9 protein-coding genes are annotated in these 13,030 nt (G+C 70.7%); 4 read left to right on the top strand and 5 right to left on the bottom strand.

The annotated features are described in order from the left end of the window. Both CCN37_RS00315 and CCN37_RS00320 read right to left on the bottom strand, forming a co-directional pair. A partial coding sequence (locus tag CCN37_RS00315) for a DUF222 domain-containing protein (RefSeq protein ID WP_143261332.1) occupies positions 1 to 257 on the bottom strand: 257 nt, incomplete at its 3' end. Between the two features lie 295 nt (positions 258 to 552). After that, complete coding sequence (locus tag CCN37_RS00320) at positions 553 to 2,118, bottom strand: PP2C family protein-serine/threonine phosphatase (RefSeq protein WP_086818562.1); 1,566 nt, start codon at positions 2,116 to 2,118, stop codon at positions 553 to 555. Between the two features lie 377 nt (positions 2,119 to 2,495). Between CCN37_RS00320 and CCN37_RS00325 the strand changes: the two genes are divergently transcribed. Continuing rightward, positions 2,496 to 7,067 (top strand): HAMP domain-containing protein, encoded by a 4,572-nt coding sequence (locus tag CCN37_RS00325; protein WP_371503557.1) that lies wholly within the window; start codon positions 2,496 to 2,498, stop codon positions 7,065 to 7,067. 71 nt (positions 7,068 to 7,138) lie between these two features. Here the strand turns inward: CCN37_RS00325 and CCN37_RS00330 are convergent, their stop codons facing one another. Beyond that, a complete protein-coding gene (locus CCN37_RS00330; protein WP_168200467.1) occupies positions 7,139 to 7,744 on the bottom strand; it encodes a hypothetical protein in 606 nt (201 codons plus the stop codon). A 350-nt stretch (positions 7,745 to 8,094) separates the two neighbouring features. Then, positions 8,095 to 9,831 carry an ATP-binding protein gene (locus CCN37_RS00335; protein WP_143261334.1) on the bottom strand — a complete coding sequence of 579 codons (1,737 nt, stop codon included), beginning with the start codon at positions 9,829 to 9,831 and terminating at the stop codon, positions 8,095 to 8,097. A 222-nt stretch (positions 9,832 to 10,053) separates the two neighbouring features. Between CCN37_RS00335 and CCN37_RS00340 the strand changes: the two genes are divergently transcribed. Further along, positions 10,054 to 10,455 carry an STAS domain-containing protein gene (locus CCN37_RS00340; protein ID WP_086818565.1) on the top strand — a complete coding sequence of 134 codons (402 nt, stop codon included), beginning with the start codon at positions 10,054 to 10,056 and terminating at the stop codon, positions 10,453 to 10,455. Here the strand turns inward: CCN37_RS00340 and CCN37_RS00345 are convergent. Next, positions 10,452 to 10,790 carry a PepSY domain-containing protein gene (locus CCN37_RS00345; protein WP_086818566.1) on the bottom strand — a complete coding sequence of 113 codons (339 nt, stop codon included), beginning with the start codon at positions 10,788 to 10,790 and terminating at the stop codon, positions 10,452 to 10,454. The genes CCN37_RS00340 and CCN37_RS00345 overlap by 4 nt on opposite strands. Before the next feature lie 158 nt (positions 10,791 to 10,948). Between CCN37_RS00345 and CCN37_RS00350 the strand changes: the two genes are divergently transcribed. Beyond that, positions 10,949 to 11,971 carry a hypothetical protein gene (locus CCN37_RS00350; RefSeq protein WP_086818567.1) on the top strand — a complete coding sequence of 341 codons (1,023 nt, stop codon included), beginning with the start codon at positions 10,949 to 10,951 and terminating at the stop codon, positions 11,969 to 11,971. 246 nt (positions 11,972 to 12,217) lie between these two features. Further along, complete coding sequence (locus CCN37_RS00355) at positions 12,218 to 12,916, top strand: Imm1 family immunity protein (protein WP_143261336.1); 699 nt, start codon at positions 12,218 to 12,220, stop codon at positions 12,914 to 12,916. The last annotated feature ends 114 nt before the right edge of the window (positions 12,917 to 13,030 follow it).

Raw genomic sequence — 13,030 nt, forward strand, 5'->3', positions numbered from 1 at the left:
CCCTCATCGATCAACCCCGCCGACAGAGCCGCCAACACCAACGGGCGCTCGGTCAGCTCGGCGGCGTTGGACAGGATGCGGTCAGCCGCACGTCGGGAGATGTGCAGGGACGAGGCGACCTCATTCTGCACATACCGGTAATCACGATCGTCAGCAGCGACATGGAATGCGATCAAGGCCGTGGCGAGTTCCGCTTTCGCATGACAAAGAGCAGCATGTTTCGCCTCAACCTCGACCAACAGTTCATCGAGGGCCATACCTCAATACTACCCGCAAATAATAGTCGATCATGGCCCTAAAGAATGAATTCCCAGGCGCCCCACCACCCGAAAAACGCAACCCCCACGAAACAGAACACGCGGCTGGAATGGTCGGCTTTACCTGGGGTGCGCGTGCCATACGCTTGCCCGCGTGGGCCGGGATTCATCCCGTGCCCGCCCGGCCAAAGACGGCACGCGCAAGGGGCCCCAGGTCAAGCCGACCCCACGCAACAACCCGCGAACCCAACAAAACCTGGAAGCCCAGCCGTACCCCAGAAAAACGAGCTAAAAATCAAGGCTCCGCACGAACAACCAACACGGCGACGTCGTCCCGGTCGTTCTCCCCGGTCCACTCGTCCACCGCGCGCTCCACCCGAGCGATCACCTCGGCCGTCGACAGCCCCACGCACCCCGCGAGCAGCTCGGTCAGCCGGTGCTGCCCGAACATGTGCACGCCGTCGGGGCCGGAGCGCGCCTCGGTGATGCCGTCGCTGTAGAGCAGGCACAGCTCTCCGGCGTCCAGCTCCACGCGACAGCTCGGGAAGCGCGCGTGCGGCAGGATGCCGACGAGCGTGCCGGGCAGCGCGACTTCCTCGACCTCGCCGTCGCGGCGCAGCACCAACGGCGGTGGGTGCCCGCCGGAGGTCAGGTTCAGCGCGAGACCTCGGCCGGAGCGTGCCATCGAACCCGCGACCATCGTGGTGAACCGACGGCTCTGCGTGGCCAGCAGCACGTCGTTGAGCAGGTACAGCAACCGCGACGGGTCCTGCTCCACGAGGTCGAGCGCGGCGATCGTGTGCCGGACGCGCCCGGTCAGCGCCGCGGCTTCGGCGCCGTTGCCGCACACGTCGCCGAGCAGGAACAGCGCGCTGTTGTCCGCGCGCAGCCGCACGTCGTAGAAGTCGCCGCCGACCCCGAGCGGACCGCGCGCGGGACGGTAGGCGGCGCTCAGCTCCGCGCCGGGGACCATCGGCAGCTCGCGCGGCACGAGCGTGGTCTGCAGTCCGGTGATCGCCCGCTCGTACTCGTCCCACTTGCGCGCCCGCGCGATCGCCAGGTCGGCCCGCGCGGCGAAGTCCACCAACGTGCGGTGCCGCTGCTTGTCGTAGCCGTAGCGCACCGAGACCACCAGCGCGCCGATGCCCTCGCCGGCGCCCGGCAAGGGGATCACCAGCACCTCACCGTCCATTTCGGACAGCCACGGCAGCGCTTCGACCTCCTCGGCGGACATCACCCGCGCGCCCTGCACGTGCCCGGCGAGCGCGGCGGCGAGGACCGGCGCGGTGCTCGGCGCGGGCCTGCGGGCCTTGCCGGGATCGGGTCGTCCGGAGCGCCACCAGTTCACCCGTCCGCGCGGGATCGGCAGCACCACGACGACCGCGTCGCCCAGTACGGGGACCGCCAATTCGGCGATCTCGCGAGCCGTGTGGGGGACATCGCGCAGCTCGGCGAGGCGCAGCCCGACCTCGTTGAGGAAGCGCGCGTCGGTCGCCTGCCCGTTGCCCGCCGGCTCCTCGGCGGCCGGCTGCTCGGTCTCCAGCACCCGCCAGGAGTGCCAGCCGCCGCCCAGTTCGCGGCGGCGCACCCGCAGCCTGGCGCCCCGGTGGGTCAGCTCGAATTCCGCGTCCGGCGCGCTCGCGACGGTGAACAGGGCGCTGCCGGAGGGCTCGGGCCGCCTGCCGATCACCAAGCCCGGGAACAGCGACATCGCCGCCTCGTTGGCGGCCTGCACCCGTGCCTCGCTGTCCTGGACGACGATGGCGCCCTCGGCGTCTTCCACCAGGGCCCGCACCACGTCCAGGGACACGCTCCGCACCGGCGAGCCGCCGGGCAGTGCGCGCGGTTCGGTGTTGCTCACCTGTGCTGCCTTTGGTTGGCGGTCTTGTGGCAGGGCCGAGGCAAGCCTAGCCGAGGACACTGACACCAGGACTGGTGCACGAGGGCGATCTCCACCGGCCGGACGAGTGGCTGGTCCACACTGTCCGACGGACGTGGGACCCTGGGTCCTTCACCCCGATACGGCCTGGAGGTGTCGTGGAGTCGCAGTCGGAGCTGTCCGTTCGACGACGGGACCCGGATGACGCTGCGCTGGAGCGCCTGCTCACCGCGATGACGGACCTGCGCGACGGCAACTTCCGCAGACGGCTCATGCCAGCGGGCGACGGCGTGTCCGCGCGGTTGGCCGAGGTGTTCAACGAGATCGCCGAGCGCAACCAGCACCTCGCCGGCGAGCTGATGCGGGTGCGCCAGGCGGTCGGCGAGCAGGGCAGGCTGGACGCGCGGCTGGACCAGGGCGGCGCGCGCGGCGGCTGGGCGACCGCGGTCGACGCGGCCAACGGGCTGGTCGACGACCTGGTGCGACCCACGGTGGAGCTCAACCGCGTGCTGGTCGCGGCGGCCGAGGGCGATCTGTCCCCGCGCATCCCGACCCGGCGCGGCGGCGGTGAGATCGCCGAGCTGGGCATCACGGTGAACCGGCTGCTTGAGCAGCTGGCGGTGTTCGCCTCCGAGGTCACCCGCGTCGCCCGCGAGGTCGGCACGGACGGCAACCTCGGCGGCCAGGCCGACGTGCCGGGCGCGGCGGGCATGTGGCGCGACCTCACCGACTCGGTGAACGTCATGGCCTCCAACCTGACCGGCCAGGTCCGCAGCATCGCCTCGGTGGCCTCTGCGGTGGCCAACGGCGACCTGAGCAGGCAGATCCGGGTGAACGCCAGCGGCGAGGTGGCCGCGCTCGCCGACACGATCAACTCGATGACCGGCACGCTGCGCACGTTCGCGGGCGAGGTCACCAGGGTGGCGCGGGAGATCGGCTCGGACGGCCGCCTCGGCGGTCAGGCCGACGTGCCCGGCGTCGCGGGGATCTGGAAGGACCTCACCGACAACGTCAACTTCATGGCGGGCGCGCTGACCGCGCAGGTCCGCGACATCGCCACGGTGGCATCCGCCGTGGCCAGCGGCGACCTCACGCGCAAGATCAACGTCGACGCGCGCGGCGAGATCCTGGAGGTCAAGAACACCATCAACACGATGGTGGACCAGCTCTCCGCCTTCGCCGACGAGGTCACCCGCGTGGCCCGCGAGGTCGGCACCGAGGGCAAGCTCGGCGGCCAGGCCACGGTGCCCGGCGTCGCGGGCACCTGGAAGGACCTCACCGACAACGTCAACTTCATGGCGGGCAACCTGACCACCCAGGTCCGCAACATCGCCTCCGTGGCGACGGCCGTGGCCAAGGGCGACCTCAGCCAGAAGATCGACGTCGACGCCCAGGGCGAGATCCTGGAGCTCAAGAACACGCTGAACACCATGGTGGACCAGCTCTCCGCCTTCGCCTCCGAGGTCACCCGCGTGGCCCGCGAGGTGGGCAGCGAGGGTCGCCTCGGCGGTCAGGCCCAGGTTCCGGGCGTCGCGGGCACCTGGAAGGACCTCACCGACAACGTCAACTTCATGGCGGGCAACCTGACCAGCCAGGTCCGCAACATCGCCCAGGTCACCACCGCCGTGGCGCGCGGCGACCTGAGCCAGAAGATCGATGTCGACGCGCGCGGCGAGATCCTCGAACTCAAGAACACGCTGAACACGATGGTCGACCAGCTGTCGGCGTTCGCGGACGAGGTCACGCGTGTGGCGCGCGAGGTCGGCACTGAGGGCATTCTCGGTGGTCAGGCCCGGGTTCCGGGCGTGGCGGGCACGTGGCGCGACCTCACCGACTCGGTGAACTCCATGGCCGGGAACCTGACCAGCCAGGTCCGCAACATCGCCTCCGTGGCGACCGCGGTGGCCAAGGGCGACCTCAGCCAGAAGATCGACGTCGACGCGCGCGGCGAGATCCTCGAACTCAAGAACACCCTCAACACCATGGTCGACCAGCTCTCCGCCTTCGCCGACGAGGTCACCCGCGTCGCCCGCGAGGTCGGCTCGGACGGCAGGCTCGGCGGCCAGGCGACGGTGCCGGGCGTGGCGGGCACATGGCGCGACCTCACCGACTCGGTGAACTTCATGGCGGGCAACCTGACCAGCCAGGTCCGCAACATCGCCCAGGTCACCACCGCCGTGGCGCGCGGCGACCTGACGCAGAAGATCAACGTCGACGCGCGCGGCGAGATCCTGGAGCTGAAGAACACCATCAACACGATGGTCGACCAGCTCTCCGCCTTCGCCGACGAGGTCACCCGCGTCGCCCGCGAGGTCGGCACCGACGGCAAGCTCGGCGGCCAGGCGCAGGTCCGCGGCGTCGCGGGCACCTGGAAGGACCTCACCGACAACGTCAACGTGATGGCGGAGAACCTGACCAACCAGGTGCGCGGCATCGCGACGGTCGCGGGCTCGGTGGCCGGCGGCGACCTCAGCAAGAAGATCGTGGTCGACGCCAGCGGCGAGGTCGCGGCGCTGGCCGAGACGCTCAACGGCATGGTGGACACGTTGCGCGCCTTCGCCAACGAGGTCACCCGCGTGGCCCGCGAGGTCGGCACCGAGGGCCAACTCGGTGGCCAGGCAAGGGTTCCCGGCGTCGCGGGCACCTGGAAGGACCTCACCGACAACGTCAACTTCATGGCGCAGAACCTGACCAGCCAGGTCCGCAACATCGCGCTGGTCACCACGGCGGTGGCCCAGGGCGACCTGAGCAAGAAGATCGACGTCGACGCGCAGGGCGAGATCCTGGAGCTGAAGACGACGATCAACACGATGGTCGACCAGCTCTCCGCCTTCGGCTCCGAGGTCACCCGCGTGGCCCGCGAGGTCGGCACCGAGGGCATCCTCGGCGGTCAGGCCGAGGTCATCGGCGTCTCCGGGACGTGGCAGCGGCTCACCGAGAACGTCAACAACCTCGCGGGCAACCTGACCACGCAGATCCGGGCGATCGCCGCCGTCGCCACCGCGGTCACCGCGGGCGATCTGACCAGGCAGATCGACGTCGCGGCCTCCGGCGAGGTGGCCGAGCTGAACGAGAACATCAACCTGATGATCGCCAACCTGGAGGAGACCACCAAGGCCAACCAGGAGCAGGACTGGCTCAAGACCAACCTGGCGCGGATCTCCGGGTTGATGCAGGGCCACCGCGACCTGGGCGCCGTCGCCTCGCTGATCATGAGCGAGCTGACCCCGCTGGTCTCCGCGCAGCGCGGCGCGTTCTTCCTCGCCCGCACCTCGCAGAGCGGCCGGGTCACGCTGGAGCTGACCGCGAGCTACGGCGGGCGCAGCGCCGAGGACGTGATCACCGCCGTCGCGCTCGGCGAGACGCTGATCGGCCAGGCCGCGCAGGACAAGAAGACGATCCTGGTCACCGACGTGCCCGCGGGCTACGCGCGCATCGCCTCCGGCCTGGGCTCGGCGACGCCGACCAACGTGATCGTGCTGCCGCTGCTGTTCGAGAGCCAGACGCTGGGCGTGCTGGAGCTGGCCGCGCTCGGCGAGTTCACCACGGTGCACCTGGACCTGTTGGAGCAGTTGAAGGAGACCATCGCGGTCAACGTCAACACCATCCTGGCGAACTCCCGCACCGAGGAGGCCCGGCAGGAGCTGGAGGACCGCGCCCGGCAGCTGGCGACGGCCTCGAAGTACAAGTCGGAGTTCATGGCGAACATGTCGCACGAGCTGCGGACGCCGTTGAACAGCGCGCTGATCCTGGCCAAGCTGCTCGCCGACAACCTCGAGGGCAACCTCACGCCGAAGCAGACCGAGTTCGCCAAGACGATCTACTCGGCGGGCAGCGACCTGCTCCAGCTGATCGATGACATCCTCGACCTGTCCAAGGTGGAGGCGGGCAAGATGGAGGCCGAGCGGACCTCCGTCCAGCTGCGCGAACTGCTGGGCTACGTGGAGTCGCTGTGCCGCCCGCTCACGGTGGAGAAGGGCCTGGAGTTCTCCGTCGTCGTCGCGCCGTCGGTGCCGGAGACGCTGCTCAGCGACGAGCACCGGCTCCAGCAGATCCTGCGCAACCTGCTGTCCAACGCGGTCAAGTTCACCCACTCCGGCGGCGTCGAGCTGCGCATCCGCTACGCCGAGACCGCCGAGGTGAGCACCCAGGAGCTGCGCACGGCGCCCGGCCTGCTCGCGTTCGTGGTCTCCGACACCGGTATCGGCATCCCGCCGGAGAAGCTCGCCGTGATCTTCGAGGCGTTCCGCCAGGCCGATGGCACCACCAGCCGCAAGTACGGCGGCACCGGGCTCGGCCTGTCGATCACCAGGGAGCTGACGCAGCTGCTCGGCGGCGAGCTCCAGGTGCACAGCGAGCCCGGCAGGGGCAGCTCGTTCACCCTCTACCTGCCGCTGGACTCCGCTGTGCCCGATCCCAACGGCGTGCCGTCGCTCGACCCGGTTCCCGTGCCCGCCGAGCTACCGCCCGCGCGGACCACCCCGCAGCCCATGGTGATCGAGCCGTCCGCGCTCGTGTCGATGCAGACCTCCGCCCGTTTCCACGGGGAGAAGGTGCTCATCGTCGACGACGACCTGCGCAACGTCTTCGCGCTGAGCGCGGTGCTGGAGATGCACGGCCTGCACGTGGTGTTCGCCGACAACGGCGTCGCCGGGGTGCGCGCGCTGGAGCAGTACGACGACATCGCGCTCGTGCTGATGGACGTGATGATGCCCGAGCTCGACGGCAACGCCACCATCGGCGCGATCCGCGAGATGGCCACGCACGAGGACCTGCCCATCATCGCCGTGACCGCCAAGGCCATGCCCGAGGACCGCAAGCGCACCCTCGCCGCGGGCGCGACCGACTACGTCACCAAGCCCGTCGACACCGAACTCCTGCTCCAGCTCATCGCCACCCACCTGGAACCCGAGAACGCCCAGAGCTCCTGACCCCGCACGCTGTCATACCCAATGTGGCATTGGTTTCGCCAGACGTAACCAATGCCGCATTGGGTACGCGCCTACTTCCGGTCCTCTCGTTGCAACAAGAGCGTGACCAGGCTTTTCGCTTTGTCGCACGGCGCCCCGAACGCCTTGGTCTTGTCCGCTACAGCGATCGCGAGCGCGCCATCCACCCAGGGGAGATTCGCAGTGCAGACGCTCGTTGAGCTGTCCCACGTCAGGTAAATGGTGCGACCGGCCTCCTGATACTGATCCGGAGACTCTTTGGCCTTTCTCTTGGGATCATAGGCGATCTTGACAACGACCCAGGAAGAATTTTCTTGAATGGATTTGTAGAGCGCAATGTCGCCGCCCATGGCCTCGATGTCCCCAGCGATACCTGGCGGGTACTTGTCGCGATTGGGAGGCGTCGGCGGCTTGTAGCCCGCGTTGTACTGCTGCTGGTTCCAGCTGCAGGACTGCTGCCACTCGGGTATGTCGCCCGTCTTGGTCGGCCGGGACTTGGGGTCACCCACCCCCGGATAGCCGAGATCTCCCCAGTTCAGCTTCGAACACAGGTCGACCGCTACCGCTTTGACCTCGGTCCGGGCACTGGTCGACTCGACCGCGACAGCCTCGCCGCGCACAGACCCGCACGCGGTCAGCAGGGCGAGGGTCGCGACCACAAGGCCGCTCCTCGCCCGCAACGTCTTCAAGCTCGCCATGTCGGCCTTTCGAATGAGCGCCGCCAGGCAAAAGCAGCAGAATTACCTGCAGCCCGCTCGCGGTTCGCTGTCGTGAGATTTTCACAGGAAGCGCCGACAGGGTTAGTGGTACACCGAAAACAAGCGCTTCACCAACACCAGTATACCCCTGGACCAGCAATGCAGCACCCGGAGCGGCGGCCGGAGACAGACGAGGACAAAAGAGTGGACCACAATGGACCTGCGTCTGTCAGCCAGGAATTGTCGCCATCTCGATAACCGGCCTTCGCCTTGATCTGCTCGACAAGCTCCGTCGAAATGTCCGCGGGCGGTCAGCGAATGGTGAGGGTGGCTACCTGGTCGAGGCCGGTGATGGAGAGGACGCGGTGCGGCAGCGAGCCCTCGGGCGTGAGGACGGTGAGCGTGCCGCCCGCCGCCGTGGCCTGCAACGCCAGCTCGAAGAGCACGCGCACGCCGGTGCTGTCGACCAGGCGCACTCCGGTCAGGTCGACGGTCAGCGGCGCGGAGCCCGCGCGGCTGAGCTGCTGGAGCCTGCGGTGCACCTCCTCGGCGTCGACCGCGTCGAGAATTCCGCTCAACCGCACCAGAACCTCTTCGTGCCCGGTGTGCACCTCGAAGCTCACCTGGTCGGTCTCGTCGGTGAGGGGCTGGTCAACGGGCTCCTCGGCGAGGCGGGCGCGCCCGAGGTGCCGGGACATCCGCACGACCGTCCCGTCTGCGCCGCGCCGCACGTCCAGCTCGTCCATGGAACTGCGGATCAGGTGCATCCCCCGGCCGCGGTGCTGGTTCTCGCCGGGGTCGGTGGTGCGCCACTCCCCCTCGTCGGTGATCTCCACGACGAGGTCGCCGTCGCCGCGGACCTCGGCGGTCAGCCGCACGGGACCGGGCTCGCGGTCGCGGTAGGCGTGCTCGATCGCGTTGGTGGCCGCCTCGCCGACGGCGAGCTGGAGGCCCAGGACCTCGTCGGGGTCGAGGCCGATCCGCGCGGTCCACTCGCGCAGCGCCCGGCGGATGGTGGCCAGCTGGTCGGGCGCGGCGGTGACCGCGACCGACAGCGGCGGAGTGCGCGAGGGCTCCGTGCGCACCACGAGCAGCGCGGCGTCGTCCAGGATCGCCTCCCCGTTGAGCGTCGAGCCGACGAGGTGCGAGCACACGCTGTCCACCTCCCGCGGCACGCCCCTGAGCGAGTCGGTGAGAGCTCCCGCGTTGAGCAAACCGTTGGAGTACAAGACGAAAACGTCGCCCGCAGCGATGGTGGCGGTGTGCGCGGGCGGGCGCCACACGGCCAGTGCGAGCGGAGGCCCGATGCGCCAGGACAGCTCAGCGGCCTCGTGCTCGGTCAGCAGCAGCGGCCGGGGGTGGCCCGCACTGCCCACGCAGAGCTCTCCGCGTGCGGGGTCGAGCACCGCGATGCAGACGGTGCTGCCCGCCGCTCCCGGCACGTGCGCGGCGAGGCGGTCCAGCCGGGCGATCACGGCGTCGACGCCGTCGCCGTCCAGCAGCGCGGAGATGGCGGCGCCCCGCAGTTGCGCGGTGACCGCCGTGGCCGCGAGCCCCGCTCCGACGACGTCGCCGAGCAGCACCGCGAGCCGGCCCCCGCCCACCGCGAGCGCGTCGTAGAAGTCCCCGCCCGCGCGGCCGGGCTGCGTCGCGGCGACGTAGCGGGCGGCGAGGTGGTAGCCGGGCACGACGGGCAGAGTCGCTGGCAGCAAACGGTTCTGCGCGGCGGCGACCGCCCAGCGCGCCGCGACCTCGTCCACGTCGACCACCTGGACCAGGCAGCCGATGACGGCTCCAGCGGGGTCGCGGTGCGGACCGACGAGCGCGACGCGGGTCGGGGCGCCGGTGAGCCCGGTCCTGGTGGGGCGCCCGGTCTCCAGCACCGCGGCCAGCGCGGTCAGCAGCTCGGGATCGCTCAGCGGCGCGGGGTTCGCGGAGGCGTTGGAGTTCGCCGCGAGGACCTCGGCCCCCGGCCCCGCCAGCAGCCACACCGCGCCCGGGAGGTCCTCGATCGGGAACGGCGTGGCGAGACCGGAACGGTCGGGCACGGTGCCTCCATGATCGCGCTCGGCGGTGAGCCCGCGCCTCGGCGTGGGACGGTGGGGCACCTCCGGCACCGAAACCCTGTGGGGAGGTGGACCGCCCAAGCGGGTTCGGCCCAGCCTATAGACTCAGATGAGGGTGGTTTCACGCGGCACGCGCCTGAATTCCCGCGCGCGGTCCGCCTCGTGGGCCAACGCTGCACGACATCGCCGTGACGAGGAGCGCAGATGACCTGGCACGCGGATCGGCCGGCCCGGGGCGAGGGTGAGGACGGCCCCGACGCCGGCGATCTCATCCAGCTCTCCGTGCGGCCGCTGCCGACAGGCGCGGTCGTGCACGTCCGCGGCGAGATCGACATGCTCAGCGCCGCCCCGCTGCGCCAGGAGTGCGCGGGCCAGCTCGACCGCTCCGAGGCGCTGCTCGTGCTCGACCTGTCCGAGGTGACCTTCCTCGGCTCCTCCGGGCTGTCCGTGCTCGCCGAGGCCGCCGAGCTGGCCAAGGCGCGCAACACCCGGCTGCGGCTGGTCTACCAGGGCCCCGTCGTCGGCAACCCGCTCGCGGTCACCGGCATGGACTCCGAGTTCGACTCCTACGACACCGTCGACCGCGCCTTGGCAGACCAGCCCTAGTCGGGGTCGAGGTCGGGCAGGACCTGGCCGGTCTCGGCGTCGATGTCCAGGTCGCGGCGCTCGTTGCGGTCGTTGACCAGGTCCACGTCCCAGGTGCGGCGGCCGTCGTCGGTGTCGAGGTCGACGGCGGTGACGCGGAAGCCCGGCGCGGCCTGTTCGGCGAGGCGGCGGGCCTGCTCGCGGTCGACCTTGGGCGCGGCCGGGGAGGGCTGGCCCGGGGCCTGGGTGGCGGGCGCGGGCAGCGGCACGGTGGGCGCGGTGTCCGGCGGCGGCGCGGTCGAGCAGGCGGTCAGCGCGGCGAGCGCGACCAGGGCGCATACTCCCCTGAAGATCATCTTTCATCACACTTTCGGGTAGAGCGCGTCGGGGTCGGTCGCCGGTGAGGTACCCCGCAACACGCCGGTCGATCGCGTTTTCCACCTGATCAGGGCACACCTGACGGCGGGGGAAGCCCCGAGAAGGGCTGCTCCGGGTGACCGCTACGGTACCCGGCGTGATCAGCACGAAGACTCGACGGCGGCAGGGCTCCGCCGGCCAGCGACCCGTGGCCTCCTCGGTCTGGGTCCGCCCCGCCCGCGTCGGCGAGGGCAGGCAGGTCGCGGCGTTGCTGCCGAACGACCCGTCGACCGCCGAACTGCTGCGCTCCTCGATCGAGGCCGACCGCGCCGACGGCACCAACGGCACCGAGTTGCTGGTGCTGGTCGCGATCGACCGCAAGACCGACCGCCTGGTCGGCATGGGCGCGGCCGGTGTGCCGCGCCAGTGGATCGCCGCGCTGAAGCTGCCGCAGCAGGCCGCGCGCCTGGTCGCCAGGACCATGGTCGCGGTGGGCGCGCTCTCGGTGGTGCCGGAGGCGCTGCCGCAGAAGCTGATCCCGCGCATCCTCAACCGGCTCGCCGACCACTACCGCGACGCGGGCTTCCAGTGGATGGCCGGGCACTGCGCGACCGGCGCGCCCGCGTGGCTGAACACGCTGGTGGAGTCCGGGTTCACCGTGGGAGACAAGGGCGTCGGCATGCGCCTGCAGTCCGCGCTCTGGCCGATCCCGGCGAACCTGGCGACGCAGCAGACGCAGCACGCGTTCTTCCGCCAGCTGGCCGACGAGCCGACCGTGCTCATGACGCTGCAGGGCGTCCCGCTCCAGCTGCGCGACGGCGCCGCGCCCGTGGTCCCCGCCCCCGCGGCGCCCGCTCCGGCCGAGCAGGCCGCTCCCGAGGTCGCGGCCGCGCCCAAGGCCGAGCCGAAGCCGAAGGCCGCCGCCAAGCCGAAGGCCGAGGCCCCGAAGGCCGAGTCCTCCAAGGCGGAGCCGTCGAAGGCTGAGCCGTCGGAGACCGCCGAGCAGACCAAGGAGCAGGAGCAGGCGGACACCATCCGCACGGTCCGCCGCCGGGTCTCCGCGGCCAAGGGGCGGCTGACCCGCGCGCTGGACAGCGGCGACGAGGACCGCATCGCCGCCGCCCGCGCCCACCTGGCCACCCTGGAGCAGCAGGCCGCCTCCCTGGGCATCGTCAACTAGCCCACGCCGCACCGAACAGCCCCCGCCTCCACCCGGATCGGGGGCTGTTTCGTGCGCGGGAAAGCCCTGAACGACCCGTTTGGTGCGTTGAGCGCACTGAACGGGTCGTTCAGGGCGTTAGACGCACCGGACGGGACTTTCGCGATGGTGGGTGCGGGCGGCGGCGGAGTGCGGGGGTGCGCTTTCGGCGGTTGCGGTGGTGGTGAGCGGAGCTACGGTCAGTGGTGATCATGACTAGGGGGTTCCATGTCGACGAGTTCGGTGGGCGCCGTCGCGGCGCGCGTTGACGACGTCCGCAGCACGCTCGGGGAGAGCCTGGCGGCGTTAGGACAGGTCGAAGAGCAGCTGGAGGAGTACGCGGGGGCGCTCGCGGCGCTGGGCGAGGGCAGCACGGCGGAGGACCTGCGGGACGCGACGGCGCTCGCGGTGACGGCGCGGGAGGACCTGCTGCGGGTCTTCCGCATGGGCACCGACGCGGACAAGTCGTTGGAGCGCTTCAGGACGCGGCTCGCCGGAGGTGGCGGAGCGAGCGCGGCACCCGTTGCCAGGGCGGCAACTCCCACGCCCGTGCCGAAGCCGGACCGCGAGGTCGACGCGGCGGTCGAGCGGGCGCGCCAGGGCGATCAGACCCCGGTGCTGCCGGGCAAGACCGAGAAGCAGGACCAGCGCCGCTACGTGCAGATCGACGTGGACCACGAGCGCGAGGTCGGCGCGCTGCACTACGTCGGCCCGCGCGAGGAGGAGGACGGCGCCGAGGTCGGAACCTGGGTCACCAAGGGGAAAGCGCGCGAAGAAGGCGCGCCGCCGCTGTACGTGGACCGCGCGGCGAAGCGCGAGTTCCCACCCAACGCCGGAGTGCCGCTGGACAAGCTCCGCGAAGCACTGGCGGAATTCCGCTCAACGGGCCGCCGCCCGCGCTGCGTCGACTGGCAGGACCACGCCTGACCGCGCGGCCCCACCCTCCGCCGAGCCAACCAAGAACCCGTTTCGTACTCCAGTCGGGAAAGAGAGCGCTCCCAAATCCCGCTTTCGGTACGAAACGGGAGGGGTCTAGACCAC

The organism is Allokutzneria sp. NRRL B-24872 (assembly GCF_002155965.1).
In the GTDB taxonomy this organism is placed as follows: domain Bacteria; phylum Actinomycetota; class Actinomycetes; order Mycobacteriales; family Pseudonocardiaceae; genus Allokutzneria.

Excerpts from the sequence above, each read along its gene's own strand:
- CCN37_RS00325 (WP_371503557.1), top strand. The coding sequence starts at position 2,496 with ATGCGGGTGCGCCAGGCGGTCGGCGAGCAGGGCAGGCTGGACGCGCGG.
- CCN37_RS00340 (WP_086818565.1), top strand. The coding sequence starts at position 10,054 with ATGACCTGGCACGCGGATCGGCCGGCCCGGGGCGAGGGTGAGGACGGC.
- CCN37_RS00345 (WP_086818566.1), bottom strand. The coding sequence starts at position 10,790 with ATGATCTTCAGGGGAGTATGCGCCCTGGTCGCGCTCGCCGCGCTGACC.
- CCN37_RS00355 (WP_143261336.1), top strand. The coding sequence starts at position 12,218 with ATGTCGACGAGTTCGGTGGGCGCCGTCGCGGCGCGCGTTGACGACGTC.